At 68.2% G+C, this 16,689-nt stretch carries 14 protein-coding genes and 3 pseudogenes; 3 read left to right on the top strand and 14 right to left on the bottom strand.

Annotation, left to right across the window (positions count from 1 at the left end; genetic code table 11):
* Positions 1-4 precede the first annotated feature (4 nt).
* The 5 genes and pseudogenes from SRB17_RS48660 to SRB17_RS39615 form a co-directional block, all read right to left on the bottom strand.
* Positions 5-244: pseudogene (locus tag SRB17_RS48660) on the bottom strand (alpha amylase C-terminal domain-containing protein); the annotation flags it as partial.
* Between the two features lie 9 nt (positions 245-253).
* Positions 254-1,702, bottom strand: a complete 1,449-nt coding sequence (locus SRB17_RS39600; protein WP_153546218.1) for a GH1 family beta-glucosidase — start codon at positions 1,700-1,702, stop codon at positions 254-256.
* 59 nt (positions 1,703-1,761) lie between these two features.
* Positions 1,762-2,682, bottom strand: coding sequence for a carbohydrate ABC transporter permease (locus SRB17_RS39605; RefSeq protein WP_153546220.1), 921 nt, complete (start codon positions 2,680-2,682; stop codon positions 1,762-1,764).
* Between the two features lie 14 nt (positions 2,683-2,696).
* Positions 2,697-3,695 (bottom strand): sugar ABC transporter permease, encoded by a 999-nt coding sequence (locus SRB17_RS39610; RefSeq protein WP_323377328.1) that lies wholly within the window; start codon positions 3,693-3,695, stop codon positions 2,697-2,699.
* A 356-nt stretch (positions 3,696-4,051) separates the two neighbouring features.
* Complete coding sequence (locus SRB17_RS39615; RefSeq protein ID WP_153546222.1) at positions 4,052-5,374, bottom strand: ABC transporter substrate-binding protein; 1,323 nt, start codon at positions 5,372-5,374, stop codon at positions 4,052-4,054.
* A 485-nt stretch (positions 5,375-5,859) separates the two neighbouring features.
* Here SRB17_RS39615 and SRB17_RS39620 point away from each other — a divergent pair, with 485 nt between their 5' ends.
* The gene (locus tag SRB17_RS39620; protein WP_153546224.1) at positions 5,860-6,903 is read left to right on the top strand and encodes a LacI family DNA-binding transcriptional regulator; all 1,044 of its coding nucleotides are present in this window, start codon (positions 5,860-5,862) and stop codon (positions 6,901-6,903) included.
* 458 nt (positions 6,904-7,361) lie between these two features.
* On the opposite strand, the gene SRB17_RS39625 is transcribed toward SRB17_RS39620, so the two are convergent.
* Complete coding sequence (locus SRB17_RS39625; RefSeq protein ID WP_153546226.1) at positions 7,362-7,772, bottom strand: IS110 family transposase; 411 nt, start codon at positions 7,770-7,772, stop codon at positions 7,362-7,364.
* 532 nt (positions 7,773-8,304) lie between these two features.
* Complete coding sequence (locus tag SRB17_RS39630; RefSeq protein ID WP_153546229.1) at positions 8,305-8,457, bottom strand: hypothetical protein; 153 nt, start codon at positions 8,455-8,457, stop codon at positions 8,305-8,307.
* Between the two features lie 261 nt (positions 8,458-8,718).
* Here SRB17_RS39630 and SRB17_RS39635 point away from each other — a divergent pair, with 261 nt between their 5' ends.
* Positions 8,719-9,105 carry a hypothetical protein gene (locus tag SRB17_RS39635; protein WP_153546231.1) on the top strand — a complete coding sequence of 129 codons (387 nt, stop codon included), beginning with the start codon at positions 8,719-8,721 and terminating at the stop codon, positions 9,103-9,105.
* Between the two features lie 1,213 nt (positions 9,106-10,318).
* On the opposite strand, the gene SRB17_RS39640 is transcribed toward SRB17_RS39635, so the two are convergent.
* The 6 genes and pseudogenes from SRB17_RS39640 to SRB17_RS39665 all read right to left on the bottom strand — a co-directional run.
* The gene (locus SRB17_RS39640) at positions 10,319-11,284 is read right to left on the bottom strand and encodes an SDR family NAD(P)-dependent oxidoreductase (protein WP_153546233.1); all 966 of its coding nucleotides are present in this window, start codon (positions 11,282-11,284) and stop codon (positions 10,319-10,321) included.
* Entirely contained in the window at positions 11,281-12,003 is a 723-nt protein-coding gene (locus tag SRB17_RS47020) for a lipoyl protein ligase domain-containing protein (protein ID WP_228396540.1), read from the bottom strand. Before SRB17_RS47020 ends, SRB17_RS39640 begins: the two co-directional genes overlap by 4 nt.
* Complete coding sequence (locus SRB17_RS39650; protein ID WP_153546235.1) at positions 11,981-13,006, bottom strand: NmrA family NAD(P)-binding protein; 1,026 nt, start codon at positions 13,004-13,006, stop codon at positions 11,981-11,983. The genes SRB17_RS47020 and SRB17_RS39650 overlap by 23 nt, the downstream gene beginning before the upstream one ends.
* A gap of 273 nt (positions 13,007-13,279) precedes the next feature.
* Entirely contained in the window at positions 13,280-14,320 is a 1,041-nt protein-coding gene (locus SRB17_RS39655) for an alpha/beta hydrolase (RefSeq protein ID WP_323377332.1), read from the bottom strand.
* A 30-nt stretch (positions 14,321-14,350) separates the two neighbouring features.
* Positions 14,351-15,052: an SDR family oxidoreductase gene (locus tag SRB17_RS39660; protein WP_153546237.1), complete on the bottom strand. Its 702-nt coding sequence runs from the start codon at positions 15,050-15,052 to the stop codon at positions 14,351-14,353.
* A pseudogene (locus SRB17_RS39665) lies at positions 15,052-15,231 on the bottom strand (SDR family NAD(P)-dependent oxidoreductase); the annotation flags it as partial. The gene SRB17_RS39660 and the pseudogene SRB17_RS39665, both read right to left, overlap by 1 nt.
* 112 nt (positions 15,232-15,343) lie before the next feature.
* Between SRB17_RS39665 and SRB17_RS39670 the strand changes: the two are divergent.
* Positions 15,344-15,876 (top strand): annotated as a pseudogene (locus SRB17_RS39670) (TetR/AcrR family transcriptional regulator).
* Positions 15,877-15,962: 86 nt separating this feature from the next.
* Here the strand turns inward: SRB17_RS39670 and SRB17_RS39675 are convergent.
* The gene (locus SRB17_RS39675) at positions 15,963-16,532 is read right to left on the bottom strand and encodes a TetR/AcrR family transcriptional regulator (protein WP_153546239.1); all 570 of its coding nucleotides are present in this window, start codon (positions 16,530-16,532) and stop codon (positions 15,963-15,965) included.
* Positions 16,533-16,689 lie beyond the last annotated feature (157 nt).

The raw sequence follows: 16,689 nt of genomic DNA on the forward strand, positions 1-16,689 counted from the left end.
CGACGGCATCCTTGGCTGCGACGGAGACACTGGCGTTGCCGGGGCCGTCGACGACCACTGTGAGCCCGTCGCATGTCTGTTTCGCCGGGTCGTAGTCGCTGTGGATGACGTCGCAGTCGGTGCCGGCCGGCAGGCCTGTCGCGAAGCTGCGGGTCTGGGTGGCGGCCTCGTTGTTGAAGGGCCCGGCAGTCGTGACGACTGCCGGGCAGCAGGGTCTGAACAGCGGCGGCGCAACCTGCCGCAATGATCAAGCTCAGGCCCCGCCCGGCAACCCGTTCCTGCGGATCACGTCGGCGTACCAGTGGGCGCTCTCCTTGGGGATGCGCCGCTGGGTCGGATAGTCGACGTAGACGGCGCCGAAGCGCTTCGAGTAGCCGTAGCCCCATTCGAAGTTGTCCAGCAGGGACCACAGGAAGTAGCCCCGCACGTCGGCACCGTCGGCGATGGCGCGCCTCACCGCGTCGAGATGGGCATGGAGATAGGCGACGCGCTGCGGGTCGTTCACCTTGCCCTCGGGCGAGACGTAGTCGTCGAAGGCGGCGCCGTTTTCCGTGACCATCAGCGGCAGTCGTGGGTGTGATGCCGCGAGTTCGGTCAGCAGCGTGTGCAGGCCGCTGGGGTCGATGGCCCAGTTCATTGCGGTGAGATCGTCGTTGGCGAGGTGGAAGGCCACGTGGTCGGAACCGGTCCACGGCGAGTGGTCGCTCGCGCCGTGGCCGTCGTCCTTGGTGGTACCGCCACCGTCGATGGGGAGGGAGACCACGGTCGGCGAGTAGTAGTTCACGCCGAGCACATCGATGGGACGGGAGATCTCTGCCAGGTCGCCGTCGTGCACCAGTTCGTCCCAGTCGACGATGCGTGCGGTGTCTTCGAGCAGGTCGGCCGGGTAGGCACCGTCGAGGATGGGCCCGGTGAACACCCTGTTGCCCACAGCGTCGATGCGGCGAGCCGCCTCGGCGTCGTCGGCGCTTGCGGTGCGCGGTCGCACCTGGTGCAGGTTGAGGGTGATGGAGGTCTGCGCCGACGACGGCAGCGCCGAACGCAGCGCGCCGATCGCCAGACCGTGGCCCAGATTGAGGTGGTGGGCGGCGCGCAGGGTGGCGGCCGGTTCGGTGCGCCCCGGCGCGTGCACGCCGGAGCCGTAGCCGAGGAACGCCGAGCACCACGGCTCGTTGAGGGTGGTCCATACGCCTACGCGGTCCCCCAGGGTCCGGGCCATGATGTCGGCGTAATCGGCGAAGCGCTGCGCGGTGTCACGGTGCGGCCACCCACCCGCGTCCTCCAGCTCCTGAGGAAGATCCCAGTGGTAGAGGGTGGCGACAGGGGTGATCCCCGCTTCCATAAGCTCGTCGGTGAGCCGGCGGTAGAAGTCCAGACCACGCTCGACGGCGGGGCCCCGCCCGGTGGGCTGCACACGGGACCAGGAGATGGAGAAGCGGTACGCCTTGAGGCCGAGGTCCTTCATCAGCGCCACGTCGTCGCGGTATCGGTGGTAATGGTCGGCGGCGATGTCCCCCGTGTCGCCGTTGCGGACCTTCCCGGGGGTGTGGCTGAAGGTGTCCCAGATGGATGGGGTGCGTCCGTCCGCAGTGGCGGCGCCCTCCACCTGATAGGCGGCTGTGGCCGCGCCCCAGACGAAGCCAGGCGGGAAGGAGGTGACCGAGTCCGACTGGGCTGTGGTCTCGGGCTGCACGGCGGTCATGGTGAGAAAGCTCCAAAAGTACGAATCGGTCGACAGGGTTTCGGGGGATGGCCCTGGTGTCAGCCCTTGACGGCGCCGGACATGATGCCTCCGACGATCTGCTTGCCGAAGATCACGAAGACCAGCAGCAGCGGCAGCGTGCTGATCAGCGCGCCGGCCATGACGATGCTCTGGTCGGGGGTGTACGAGGCACTGAGCTGACCGAGCGCCACCTGGACGGTGGGGTTGTCCTGGTTCAGGGCGAGGAAGGGCCAGAAGAAGTCGTTCCACGCCTGCACGAACGTGAGCATGCCGAGCACCATCATCGCGGGCCGGGCCACGGGCAGGACCACGCTCCACACGATGCGGAAGTTGTTCGCACCGTCGACCTTGGCCGCCTCGACGAGCTCGTAGGGCAGGGCTTCCAACAGGTACTGGCGCATGAAGAAGACGCCGAAGGCACCGACCAGCGTCGGGAAGATCACCGACTCCAGCTTTCCGCCCCATCCGATGTTCGACATCATCATGAACAGCGGTACGACGCTGAGCTGCGGCGGAATGGTCAGGGTGGCGATGACCGCGGTCAACAGGAAGCCGCGCCCCCTGAATTTCATCTTGGCGAAGGCGTAGCCGGCGAGCGTACAGAAGAACAGAGTCGCAACGGTGATGCAGCCGGCCACGACGACAGTGTTGACGATCGCCTTCCCCAGGTGGGCCTGTTCCCAGGCCGACCGGAGGTTGCTCCACAGGCGGCCGCCCGGCACGAGCGGGGGCGGGTTGTCGAGGACCCTCTGCTGGTCGTGCGAGGCAGCGACCAGGGTCCAGTACAGCGGAAGGATCGATCCCAGACCGACGATGATCAGGGACGCGTACGTGAACGGGCCGCCCTTGAGCTGCTGGCCGGCGCCGAGCTTGAGACGCCCGCCGCGGTCCCTGCCTCCTTTGGCGGGCAAGGGGGACGAGGCCAGGTGGAGCTCGCTGGTGGGACTTGTCGTGGTCATCGAATTCACTCCCATCAGACCGCGCTCTTGCGCACGAACCGGCCGACGATCCAGTTGATAAAGGCGATGAGCAGCAGCAGCACGAGCATCGCCCAGGCCACGGCTGCGGCAGGGCCCAAGTGCCCCAGTTTCCAGCCGTAGTTGAAGAGATAAATGCTCAGCGTCTCGTACTGGTGCTCGCTGCCGCCGATGGAGCCGAGCGTTCCCCCCTGCAGCAGCAGCGGTTCACCGAACAACTGCATGGAGCCGATGGTGGAGATGACGATGGTGAACAGGATCGTGGGCCGCAGCGCGGGAATGGTCACCTTGCGGAACTGCTGCCATCGCGTCGCCCCGTCGATCGAGGCCGCCTCGTACAGATCGGTCGGCACGGCCTGCATGGCCGCCAGGTAGATGAGGGCGTTGTAGCCGGTCCAACGCCAGATCACGATCACCGAGATGGCGATCTTCGACGTCCAGGTCCCGTTACCCCAGTCGGTGTTGCCGAATCCGACGAAGTGCAGCACCCAGTTGAGGAGGCCTCCGTCGGCACGGAAGACCAGGGCGAAGACCAGAGCCGCGGTCGCCACCGAGGTGGCGTACGGGGTGAGGATCAGCGTCCGCCAGAACGTGCTGGCGCGCAGCTTGTAGTTGAGCAGATGCGCCAGTCCCAGTGCCACGAGCAGCTGCGGGACGGTCGAGATCACGCCGATCACAAAGGTGTTGAAGACAGCGGTCCAGAACTCGGAGTCCTGGAGGATCTTGGCGAAGTTGTCCAAGCCCACCCACTGGGACTGGTCGAGGCTCGTCATCTCCACCCGGTGCAGGGCGATCCAGCCCGTGTAGAGGAGCGGGTAGAGCCCGAAGGCGCCGAAGATGAGGAAGAAGGGCGCTATGTACGCGTACGGTGACGCCATGTCGTCGAAGCGCCACAGCCTGGTACGCCAGGTTGGGTGACCGCGTCCCATCAATGTCGTGCCGGAGCCATCGGACGGAGAGGCGTAGGCACCCGGCGTGGGGGGCGTTGTTGCCACGGGGGGAGTCCTTCCCTGGAGGTTCGGCCAAGTACGGAGCTGGGGGTTGGAGGGCCCGAGCGCCTGTTCTGCGGTGTTGGCGTGCGATCGGGCCCGGCGCCCCGGCTCGACGTCCGTGCGAGCGGGGTCGGCGCCGGAGGCCGAGCGGTGCCGGCCTGCATGTCACCCGGTTCGGCGGCCGATGGCGAAGGTCGCGGGACCGGGTGGGTGCCGGCGTACAGGGATCGGTATGCGCGGACGCGTGCCGGAGAATTCGGCGCGCCCGACGCCGCCTTGGGGCCTGCCGGGCGCCCGACCGACTGCGGACGGTTCACACGTCCGCAGTCGGTCCGCGGGCACCGGGGCCGCGGCGATGGTCAGCCGATCGCCTTGTCGATCGTCTCGGTCGCGGCCTTCCACGCGTCAGCGGGCTTGGTGCCCCGCTGTTCCATGTTGTTGATCTGCGTGGAGATCGTGTCCTTGATCACGCCGTCCTTCGCGCCGAGGACGGCCTGGGGGATGGACTTGGCCTCCTCGGCGTAGATCTGGCCGATCGGGGCGTTGTTGAAGTACGGAAGCTTCGCGTCCTTCACGTCGGCCAGCTGGTAGGCGCCCTGGTTCGACGGGAACACACCGATCGCCTTGAACACGGCGGCCTGCTGGGCGGGCGCCGTCAGCCACTTGACCAGGTCGGTGGCCTCCTTGACGTGCTGACCGCTCTTGGGGACGGTCAGGAAGGAGCCGCCCCAGTTGGCCGCGGTCGAGCCGGGCGCATGAGAGATGTCCCACTTGCCCTTGAAGGCATCACCGGAGTTGGTGGAAATCTGCCCGGCCATCCATGCGGGGCACGCCACGGTGGCCACGGTGCCCTTGCGCAGCGCCGCCGTCCAGGCGTCGGTGAACTGCGGCAGGCCCTGGGACAGCTTCTTCGCCGCCGCCTCGGCGGCCAGGTTCCAGCCCTTCTTCACCGCGGGACTGTTCTTGTAGATCGCGTTGCCCTGGGCGTCGTAGTACTGCTGGGAATCGGAGCTGACGACCGCGTTGAACATGGCGCTCGCGGAGTCCATGAAGTAGGTGCCCGAGGGAGCCTTCTTCTGGTACTGCTCGCCGAGCCTCAGGTAGTCCTCCCAGCCACCCGCGACGGCCTTGGCCACAGCCTCGCGGTCGGTCGGCAGACCCGCCTTCTGGAACAGGTCCTTGCGGTAACACAGCGACATGGGACCGATGTCGGTGCCGGCGCCTATGACCGTGCCGTCCTTGGCCGTGGCCTGCTTCTCCTTCCAGGGCACCCAGTCACCCACATTGATCGACTTGCTCAGATCGACGAACTTCCCCGCCTGGGTGTCGACGACCTCCTTGATGCGGCCGACCTCGACACCGGCCACATCCGCAAGACCACTGTTTGTGTTCAACTGCTGAAGGAGCTTGGGGTAGTAGTCCTGCTCGTTGGCGGTGACTTCCTCCTTCACCGTGATGTTCGGGTGAAGCTCGTGGTACTTGGCGAACAGGCCGGCTTCCTTGAGGCCGAACTGCCCGAAGTCGGCCACCGTGAGGGTGATCTTCCCGTCGCCACTCGAGGCGCTCGAGTTGCCACCGCCGCTGCCACAGGCCGTGAGCAACAGGGCCGAGGCGGTCAGGACCGTGGTGGTCAGGGCAGCCGTTCTCAGGCCGCGACCGCCGGCAGTGCCAGTGAAGCGCATTCCACTACTCCTTGTCCCAGTGGTGAACGAGGCCTCAGGAATCAGGCCATCGCGGTCGACGGCCCGGACTTGCCCTCGCGGTGCGATCAGCGGTCGGCGGCGCACACGGCGCGCGGAGAACGTGCTGATCAGCGGTGTGACATGCGAAGGAGAGGGAAAGGCCATCGATGCTTTTCGGCCGCCGGGCAGGAACTCCGCCCCAGCTGTGGAAGCGCTCCCATGCGGCCTGCCGGAAGACTTCCTTCCAGACACACTGATGTCAAGGCTTGAAGTCAGGGCCGTTGCCCGAATGTGTCCGGCAGATCACGCCAGCGCGTCCCACGACCCCAGTCATCCATTGGACACCTGCCAGCCTCAGGGATAATTTGTGCAGGTCACAGACCTGATACTGAGCGTGCAGTCAGCCACCCGGAAGGTTCGTCAACGGCGTTGCAAAATTTCTGAGTCACAATGGACCACCACTCGTAGACCCCGGAAGGTGAACGATGGCCTCTGCCGAACCTCCGCCCCGAGCCGCCGTGGGCCGGCGTCCGACGCTGGAACAGGTGGCCGCACGGGCCGGTGTCGGTCGCGGCACGGTCTCCCGGGTCATCAACAGGTCGCCGAAGGTGAGCGAGCGCTCGCGGGCCGCCGTGGAGAGGGCGATCGACGAACTCGGCTACGTTCCCAATCTCGCCGCCCGCTCTCTGGTCACCCGCCGCACCCACTCGGTCGCCCTGGTCGTGCCCGAGGCGGAGACCCGCCTGTTCTCGGAGCCGTACTTCTCGACGATCATCCGGGGCGTGTCCTCCAGACTCAGCACCGCCGGTATGCAGCTGCTGCTGGTACTGGTGCGCGACGGTGAGGAACACGCACGGCTCGCGTCGTACCTCACAGCGCAACGGGTGGACGGTGTGCTGATGGTGGCGGTCCATTCCGACGACACACTTCCGGACCTGCTGGACGGCCTCGCCGTGCCAACGGTGCTGGCCGGACGACGCCATGATCTCGAGCATGTCGGTCATGTCCGCGCGGACAACAGCGGCGGCGCACGACTCGCGGTCCAACACCTGCTGGACAAGGGACGCCGGACCGTCGCCACCATCACCGGGCCGCTGGACATGGACGTCGCCCGTGCGCGGCTCGACGGCTACCGCGAGGCGCTTCGGAGTGCGGGCATCACCGTGGACGAGGGGCTGATCTCACACGGCGACTTCACCGAGGGGGGCGGGCGCGTGGCCATGCGCGATCTCCTGCAGCGGCGCCCCGATCTCGACGCCGTGTTCGCCGCTTCCGACGTGACCGCCTCGGGGGCCGTGCACGAGTTGCGCACGCGCGGACTGCGGGTGCCGGACGACGTCGCCGTCGTCGGCTTCGACGACTCGATCGTGGCCCGGCACATCGACCCGCCGCTGACCAGCGTCCGCCAGCCGATCGAGGAGATGGGGCACACCATGGCGAGCCTCCTGCTGGACGAGATCGACCAACGGGGCAAGGGGCATCGCGAAGTGGTCCTGCCGACAGAACTGGTTCTGCGCGAGTCGGCCTGAGCCGCACGCCGACCGGCCCCACCGGGGCCGCAACCGTCTGGACGTACGAGCAGGCGGACGGAGCTCGGCATCAGGAGGGCGCGGGCCTTCCTCGCCTTGCGTCGGCAAGAGCCCGCAGAAACGTGCGAGTCCTGCACGGCGAGCCGTCCAACAGAACCCGAAAAGAACGTTTTGTCCCGGCGAGATTGTTTGGTTCGAGGTTCAGGTCCAGGTACATGTCAGCGTCCGGGTGCTGAGGGAGCACCTCCTCAACCGCCTTCGCTACCCGGTCCGCGGCGGTGCAGGCGGCCTCCAGCTGGATCAAGGGGGCCAGCCTCCGCTCGCCGAGGGCCTCCTCCACGAGCGGAGGCTGATGGGCCCACTCGGCGCCGGAGGACCTCTTGCAACCGGTCGGCCTCCGTCTCGATGCCGCCACTGGCGTCCGGCGCGCTTGAGGGTGGCTCGGAGCGGTGTGCGAGTCAGCCGGCCGCGGGTGTGGGGGTGGAGGCGGCCTTGAGCAGGGCGGAGGCCGCGAGGCGGCACAGGGCGTTCTTCCATGGCTCGACCGCGGCCAGGGCCACGGGGGTAGTACTCGCGCAGCAGCGAGCGGAGCTGGTGGCGATGGTCTGACGGTTCCAGGTGGCGTCCTGCTGTGCCCGAGCCTGGACGACGATGCCGTGGGCGAGGTCGGTGTCGTCGGGCAGAGTCCGGTGGGCATGCATGTCCGTGCGCAGGATGTTCGCGAGCACGAGGGCGTCGCCGGCGCAGGACTTCTTGCGCGTAACGGAGTGGCGGTAGCGGGCGGCGGCCATCGGGTTGATCGCGTGGACCTTGCGCCGGCCGGTGCGCAGGACGGCGACCAGCAGGCCGCGGGCACCCCGTCCAGTCACCCGGGCCGGTGCAAGGTGGACTGGGCAGGCGCAGCAGGATCATGATGCCGCGCATCTACGCGCGTCGGAAAGTGGTCGGGCGAGGCCAATCATCGGCGGTCAGCTCCTTGCCCGCCATGCCTGCGCTGCGGTCAGCAGGTGCGTACGCAGCCGTTCCACAAGCGCAGAGCTGCTGGTGCTGCGGCACGAAAACGCTGTGCTGCGGCGCCAACTCCTCGGTCCCGTGCACTACCGGCATGCGGACCGGCTGTGGCTGGCGGCTCTGTCCTCACTCTTACCCCGGCGGCAGTGGGTACAGGTCTTCCCCCGTCACGCCGGGGACGCTCCTGGCTGGCACCGCGAACTCGTCGCCAAAAAGTGGAACTGCAGCAGGCGGCGCACCACCTCGGGTCGGCCACCGACCCGGGCCGTGGCGAAGGACCCCGGCTACGTGATCAAGATAGGAGGCCGGGCTCTCAGCATGAGAGTTGAGTACGCACCTGCGGGAGGTTGAGGACAGGGAGCGAGCGGCGACATGGAGCCGAGTTTGGCGTCAGCGCGCGGGCGCTGTCTCCGCCGCGCCGTTCAGGGCACCGATGAAGGCGGCGACAGCACGGATCATCGCACTGCGGCTCGCGGCGAGATAGCCGCGCGGGTCCACCGCCTGCGGCTGGTCGGCGAGATGGGTGCGCACTGCGCTGGTCATGGCGGTGTTCGCCCTGGGTGTCCACGAAGTGGAACGTGGTACGCAGCCGCAGGAGTTTGCGGTCGACCCTGAACAGCTTCTGCCGGTGCTCCGTCTCGACCCAGGCCTCCTCGTGGAACGCCAGCATGCGATCGCGTACCAGATAGCGCATGGAAAAGCCCCGTTCAGATCGAGAGATGGCGCGGACACCTGTCCGCGAATAATAGTTGCGTCATTGCGCAAGGCAGCAACGGCACTTACACCTGAAACGGGGAGTCACACATGACCACCACATACCCGCACCACACGAAGGGCCGCGCGACGACGCTTCTCCTGACACTGCTGCTCGGGCTGGGCCTGACGGTGACACCGGCGGCCGCCGCAACCGACGCACAGCAACGGGTGACGGCCGCAGTGACCACCGTACGCAGTGGATCCGAGTCTCCGAACACCGCGTCCGACGTCAGTCTCCGCCACCACACGTCCCGGCATCACGCCTCGTCGGCCCGGTTCCACACCAAGAAGACCAGGAAGAAGAGCGGCTTCTTCAAGAAACTCGGCATCTTCCTCCTGGTCGTCGTCGTCCTCGTCATCCTCTTCATCGCCCTGCTGGTCTGGTTCCTGGTCCGGCTCGTCCGCCGGGCCTTCGGCCGCGGTCCCCGGGGCTGAGCCGCCACCGGCCGTACGATCCAGACGTGTTGAGCGGCGGGCGTCAGGAGCACGGGGCCTCGCCGCAGCCCAGCGGGGACCGGACACGGGGGTGCTCCGTCGCCGTAGGGCGGGTCGTTCAGGCTCGACCAGTCCGTCCCGCCGACGCGGGGTGTTCCGTCCCACGCCATGCCCTCGACGTGGACGAGCTCGTGGACCCCGCCGACGCGGAGGTGATCCGTACGGGCGGTGATGGTGCTGGACCCGACGGGGTAGTCCCCGCCGACTCGGAGGTGGCGGCCGGCGCGGCAGTCCTCCGTCTCAGCCGTCTGAACGACGCTTCAGCTCAATACACCTGGATGCTGCGGGGTGGGTGACCCTGAGCCATGACCCGGCGGCCCAGGCACTCGCCCACCTGCAGCGAGGAGATCAGCCTGACCTACGACCCCGCGACCAGAACCGTGACCGCGGGCACACCCGAGGCAGAAGGAATCACCATCAGCTGACCGAAGCCCACCGAACCGCCGAAGCAGGGGAAAAGCCAGGCTCAAGGCACCGCAACGACGAACACCCGCCCCGGCCGTGAGCCGGAAGCGGGTGCCGATGTCCCCTGCCCACGAACAGGGGGCAGGGCGACTCTGTGTCCGAGCGAGTTGACCGTGGACGATATGGTCATGGCGCCACATTGGAACCTCACCTTCTGAGATCGCTGTCGGCGCACGCCAAGAGCCGGCCAAGCCACCTGATCGGTGTACGCATCCGTCCCGGCGCTCGCGCAGTTCCTGGTCAGTCATCGCCTCGACGCCGGGCGCCTCGTCCGGGTCGCCCGGCTCCTGCCTCGGGCGGCGTCATTCGTCGCGGCTGCCGGCCGCCGGGCTCGAAGGCCATCGAGCAGGGGCTGCGCCCGATCCGCAGAACCTGGGGGATGACTCCCATCGTCGGCGCATCCTTGGCAAACGTTCCGGCCCGGTCGTCGGGCATGCCCCGCAGGACGGCCAGCAACCGCCGTACTGTATCCGTAAGGCTGGACGACCACGGCACGGCGACCGGGCGGGGCCAACCGCGTGCCGCCGGGTACGGCACTGTGCGTGGCCGGCCTGATCAACCACCCAACCGACGGTGGGACCGAACCCCCGGCGATTCCCACGGGGCCCTGGCGACGGCCGCACCAGTCGCGCCGTACCGGCCCCGAGAACCGGGCGCTCCGCGAACCTGCCACGGGCTCCCGGGAGTTCTAGCCGGCGAACGCGTTGACGCCCGTCAGCTCCGCCGACAGCTCCCACAGTCGAGCCGCCTGCTCCGGGTCGATCGCCCAGTCCTTCACACCAAAGCGCTCGGCGTCGTCCTCCGGCGCGGGCTCGGCGATGTCGCAGTCCTCCAGGTAGACGCCCCCGATCCCGTCCAGCTGCGGCGAGGTCGCCGCCCACACCTGGGTGGCCGCACCCTGCGGCGGCGTCTTGAAACCCTCGGGGTTGAGCACGTTGCCGTCCTCGTCGATCCAACCGCGCTCGATCATCTCCTCCTTGGGCAGGTGCCGTTGGAGCGGGGTGATGATGCCGCCAGGGTGCAGGGCGAAGGCGCGGACGCCGGCATCGCGGCCGAGCTTGTCGAGCTGGACGGCGAACAGCACGTTGGCGGTCTTGGCCTGGCCGTAGGCCTCCCACTTGTCGTAGCCCTGCCGCCAGTGGATGTCGTCCCAGCGGATGCCGGAGAAATGGTGCCCGCGGGAGGAGACGGAGACGACCCGGGCACCGCCCGGTGCGATCGCGGGCCACAGACGGTTGACGAGGGCGAAGTGACCGAGGTGGTTGGTGGCGAACTGGGCCTCCCAGCCGGGCCCCACCCGTGTCTCCGGGCACGCCATGATCCCGGCGCTGTCGATCACCATGTCGATGGTCCGTCCGGAGGCGAGGAACCGCTCGGAGAAGCCGCGCACACTTTCCAGGTCGCCGAGGTCCAGCTCGTCCAGTTCGACTCCGGAGATGCCGGTCAGCGCCTGTTCGGCCGTGGCCGGACGGCGGGCGGGCACGACCACGTGGGCCCCGGCCTTGGCGAGCGCCCGGGTGGTCTCCAGGCCGATCCCCGAGTAACCGCCGGTGACGAGGGCAAGCTTTCCGGTCAGGTCGACGCCCTGCAGGACGTCGTCGGCGGTGCTGGTGGCACCGAAACCGGATCCGATCTTGTGCTGTGCAGTGCTCATACACCGAACGCTACGGATTCAAGTGCACTCGAAGTCAAGCGGAGCCCTGAGCCACCGCAGGAAGAGCGTTCATGCCGCAGACGGCCTCGTTCCGGCACCAAGGGCAAACTGGTCGGCGGCAGCGCCTGCCACTGGCCTTGGGCTTTCACGGAGGCGGACCACCAGCAGGTGATCAACTCGGTCAGGGTGTCTGACCAGCGAAGACGAGGCTTGCTCCCGCTGATGCGCATGCCGATCGAGGCGAGTTTGCGTTGATCAGGGGTCCATACGCCCACCAGGCTCTCCTCCCCCGGCGGCGTCTCGCGGCGGACCGCTGGGAAGCCGAGGGTGTCCGGTGCGTCGATCAGTGCCTGCTCAACACGGCGGATGAGGCCACGGGGACCGAGCTCGCGCACGTTGAGAACGAGGTAGCCGATGAGCTGGCCGGGACCGTGGTAGGTGGCATGTCCGCCGCGGTCCGTCTGCACCAGGTCGATGGGTGAGGCGGCGTCGGGCAGCTGGTCGTTCGGCGTTCGGGCGGTGTAGGTGATCACCGCAGGGTGCGTGAGCAGGAACAGCCGGTTGGCCGCGAGCCCCTGTTTGCGCTCCTCAGCCCAGCGGGCCATGTCCGTCTGCGCCGCCGCGTAGGGTACTTCTCCCAAGTCGACGCGCTCCAACCACCCGTGTGAAGGTTGTCCCTCCGCAGACTCCGCAGCCTCACCGCTCGACACCTCGCTCATGACCGCAGTTCCTCGATCGCTCGGCGAATCTGGCAGCCGCCAGCTTCTGAATGCGCGGATGGTTCTCCAGGGCCCAGCGCACGCTCTTCGGCGCGCGCCCGAGCAGGGTTTCCAGCTGGTCGGTGACGCCGCGGTACCCGCCGCCGCCGATCAGCCGGGTGAGGGTCTTCATGTGCTCCGCGGTGTGCGGGAAATCGGCCAGGGCAGGGTCCACGTAGGTCTCGTTCCAGGTTTCGACCTCTTCGGGAACGTAGCTGACCTGGCGTCCCAGCACGGCCCCGAAGTCCTCCGCGAAGCCGTGCATGTCCTTCAGCTCCGGACCGTTGAGCTCGTAGGACTTCGAGATGTGCGGCGCCGGGTCGGCGAGGATCTTCGCGCACGCCTCCGCCACGTCGAAACCCGCGACGGGGGCGAGCCGGTGGTGGCCGAAGGGCAGGCGCAGTTCGCCGTTGCTCAGCGGGCCCAGCGCCAGCCAGGTCATCAGGGGGTTCTCGACGAACATGGCCGCCCGTACGTTGACGGTCGGGAGGCCGGACCACTCCAGCACCCGCTCGGCGATCCAGTGGGCGCGCTGCTGCGGCGACCAGTTGGCGACGAGTCCGCCGAGCCATGCACGCCGTTCCTCGTCCGGCGCGGTCATCTTCTCGAACGTCATGAACGACTGCTCGAACTCGGACATGTTGACGAAGACCTCGATGTCACCCTGGGCCCGCGCGGCTGCGGCCATCAGGCTGACGGCGTCGGTGTAGTACGGCGACAGGCTCATGCTGAAGTAGATGCGCCGGACGCCCTTCAGCGCGGCTGTCACGTCGGCGATGGTGAGCAGGTCTCCGACGAAGACCTCGGCCCCGGCCTCGCGGAGCGCCTGCGCGCGGTCGTCCTCCTGCCGCACGAACGCGCGCACCGGGTGCCCTTGTTCGAGCAGCATGTCGACGATCGTTCGGCTCACGCCGCCGATATGGCCGGCGGCTCCGGTGATCAGGATGGGATGGCGCTCGGACATCGGTGATTCCTCTGTCTGGTCGGGGTGGGCCAGCTGTAAGGAAGGCCACAGGATGTGGTCGGCGACCGTCTTGGCCCGCTTCGGTCGCCTGGGGCGGCTACGCTGCCGTGCGGCGCGGTGGCAGGCCAGGGTCTCGGTCGGACTCGTGGAGGTGACCCGGCCCGCCGGAAGCGGTCGATGACGGCGAAGCCGCCTGGCTCGCCGGCCGCCTCCACGCGGGCCTTGGGCCCTGCTCCCGCCGAACCGTGCCGGGCAGGCGGACTCTGCGCAGTGTCATCGGGGCGTGGGGCCGTCGATGTGGGCGAGGAAGTCCAGGAGCGCGGCGTTGGTCTCCGCCGGACGTTCCTGCTGCGTCCAGTGCCCGCAGCCCTCAAGCACCACCACATCGTGCAGTTGAGGCGCGACAGCGGTCAGCGGGTTGCCCGACCCGTCCTCACCTCGGAAGATTTCGCCCAGCGAGGGGCCCCCTTCCGGGTAGCGCAGTGAGGTGACCATGTCGCGGTCTCCCACCACGTACAGCGCCGGGACGTCGATCCCGCGCCCCTTGAAGGCAGCGAGCAGTTCGTTGTTGCGCTCGATGTTCCGGTACCAGTTGAAGGCTCCGGTGAACGCCTGCTCGCCGTGGAGGGCGAAGTCCTCGGTGTATGCCTGGATGTCCTCCTCGGTCAGCCAGGCCGGGAGGTCGGGCGCCTGCGGCATGGTGTCCAGGAGGCCCAGACCGTCGGGTATGACCAACGGGCGGGGCTCCCTGCCGAGCGGGTTGTCGCCGGAGGCGCCCACCAGGAGGCGGCGGAAGGATTCCGCGATGTCCTTGGCGAACTCGGCGTCGGCGACTCCCGGCTGCTGGAAGTAGACCTGGTAGAAGCCCTCGCCGTACTGGGTGCGGGTGATCGAGGGAGGGACCATCCCGCCGGGCAGGATGGGCGGAACGCTGAGCCCGGCCACCGCACGGACCTTGTCGGGGCGCAGCATCGCCGCGGTCCAGGCGACGGGTGCGCCCCAGTCGTGCCCCACGACGATCGCCTGCTCCTCGCCGAGTTCCTCGATCAGTGCGATCACGTCGCCGACGAGGTGGAGCAGGGTGTAGGAGGTGACATCCGGCGGCTGCTCGCTGCGGGCATAGCCGCGCTGGTCCGGGGCGACGACCCGGTAGCCGGCCGCTGCCAGCGCGTCGAACTGGTGGCGCCAGGAGTACCAGCTCTCCGGCCAGCCGTGCAGCAGCAGGACCAGCGGCCCCTGCCCCTGCCCCTGCTCGGCGATGTGCAGTCTGACTCCGTTCACGTCGACGAAGCGGTGGGTGAGTGAACTTTCCACGGGAATTTCCTTGTCATCGGTGAGTGGGTATTACTGGTTCAACTGCGGGTACAGGGCGTCCAGATCGGCGGACAGCTGCGACTTGACCCAGCGCGTGAGGTCGTCGGCCAGCACCTCGTGTGCCCCCGCCTCGATGCCGTCGAGCGCGGCCACGGCCACGTCGCGAGGGTCGGCCTTGGGCCCGTCGACACCCGCCGCCATAGCGGTGTCCACGTAGGCCACGTGGAGTCCGGTCACCGCGATGCCGCGCGGCTGCAACTCCAGACGCACTGAGTTGGTCTGCGACCACAGGGCGGCCTTGGAGGCGCCGTAGGCCGTGGTGTCGGCCACCCAGGACCGCGCGGAGTGGACGTTGAGGATGTGGCCCCCGCCGTTGCGCTCGATGATCGGCACAAAGGCCCGGGTGACCAGCAGCGGCCCGTAGAAGTTGGTCTCCAGGTCCCGGCGCACGTCCTCCATCGGGGCGTCGAGGTACGAGGCGCGGACCGAGGCGCCGGCGTTGTTGATCAGGATGGTGACGTCCTGGGCCTGCTCGGCGGCGGCCGTCACGGATGCGGGGTCGGTGACCTCAAGAGCCAGCGGAACGGCATCGGGGTGCGTCACCGTGCGCGGGTCACGGGCCGTGGCGTAGACCTTGCCGGCACCGCGCCCGTAGAGCTCCTCGACCAGCATCTTGCCGATGCCCCGGCCGCCTCCGGTGACAAGGACGGTGGCGCCTTCGATTGGTGTCAGGACGTGTCCTCGGCCACGTCGAGGTCGAGGAAGGTCACGCCGTCGAGCGGGGTGACGCGGGAGGTGTCGCGGCTTGTGCCGACCACCTCGAATCCCGCCTCGACCAGCGCGAGCGCGGCCGCCTTCCCGATGCCGGATGACGCACCCGTCACGAGTGCTACTGGTCGATGCGTGCTCATCAGGGACTCCCGAACACTAGAAACCGATCGGTTTCGCCCACCGTAAACCGATCGGTTTACAACGCGCAAGCCCAGGAGATACCGTCGGGCCGGCATCGGACAGGAGGGCGGCATGGGCAGGACAAGCTCACAGGAGAGACGTCAGAGCATCATCCGCGCGGCCATCGCCGAGTTCGCACTCAGGGGCTACTACGGCACCTCCACCGAGGCGATCGCCAAACGCGTGGGGGTCACGCAGCCGTACCTCTTCCGCTCTTTCCTGACAGGCAGGCGATCTTCGTCGCCGCCTTGACGCGGAGCATGGAGGACACCCGGCTGGCTTTCGAGCGGGCGACCGAAGGGGCAGAGGGCAGCGAGCAGGCCCTCTACGCCATGGCAGGCGCCTACGCGCGGCTACGCTCGGCGCATCCAGAGACGCTGCTGATGCAGATGCAGGGATACGCCCTCGTGGCAGCCACTGAGGCGCAGGGCGATGATCGGATCGGCAAGCTCGTCCGGGCCGGCTGGACGAGGCTCTGGGAAACCGTGCGCCTGCCGCTGGGCGCGGATGCCGACGAGGCCACGGCCTTCCTCGCCCACGGCATGCTGATCAACACCCTTACGGTCATCGGGCTTCCCGCCGACTGCCGGGAAGCCGGGCGGTAAGGCCGCCGGACCTGTCCCGGGTGCCGGAGGTGGGCGTCAGCCCCGAGGGCGCACCGGTCGCCGGACATCCCCGAAAAGGTGATGTGTCAGCGCACGCCTGCCGCGTCGAGCAGGGTGGCCACCGTGGGGGCGATGAGCCCGGTGAGGTTGTCGGCTCCGATCCCCGCGCGGGCGCTGGCACCGTCGAAGACCAGGCTGAGCTGTCGGGCCAGCAGGTCGGGATCGCTCGCACCGCCCTGTTCGGCCTCGTCCCGGAAGAAGGCCGTCAGGTTTCCCTTGATCCGGTGGGCCACCCGGCTCGCAGGGTGGCTCCGGTCCTTGAGCTCGATCTGCACGGCCAGGTACCGGCAGCCTCGGAACTCGGGCGCACCCGCCTGCAGTTCCACCTGTTCGAAGACGTGCAGGATCCGCTCGCGGGATGAACGGCCGTCGTCCGCCGCGGGCAGGAGTGTCGTCACGAAGGCGGAAGCGCGTTGCTCCAGGCTCGCTGCCAGCAGTTCGTCCTTGCTCTCGAACAGTTGGTACATGGAGCGCTTCGACACGCCCGCCGCCTTGCACAGCGCCTCGATGCCGATGCCGACGCCGTCTCGGTAGGTGAGCGTGGCCGCCGCCTCCAGGAGCCGCTCTCGGGGACTTGCCTTCACTTCGGTGCTCATACTGTGAGGTTAACTCGATTCGGGAGAAATATAAACCGATCGGTTTCCGTGGTCGGCGGGACGTCTGCCAAGAGGCTCGGCGACGGCCCCCGGGGGAAAGGTACCGTCGCCGAGCCCTGGTGGTGTGCGCCTGCCGTACCCGTAGGGCGGCGCACAC

Source organism: Streptomyces sp. RB17 (genome assembly GCF_009604455.1).
Lineage (GTDB): Bacteria > Actinomycetota > Actinomycetes > Streptomycetales > Streptomycetaceae > Streptomyces.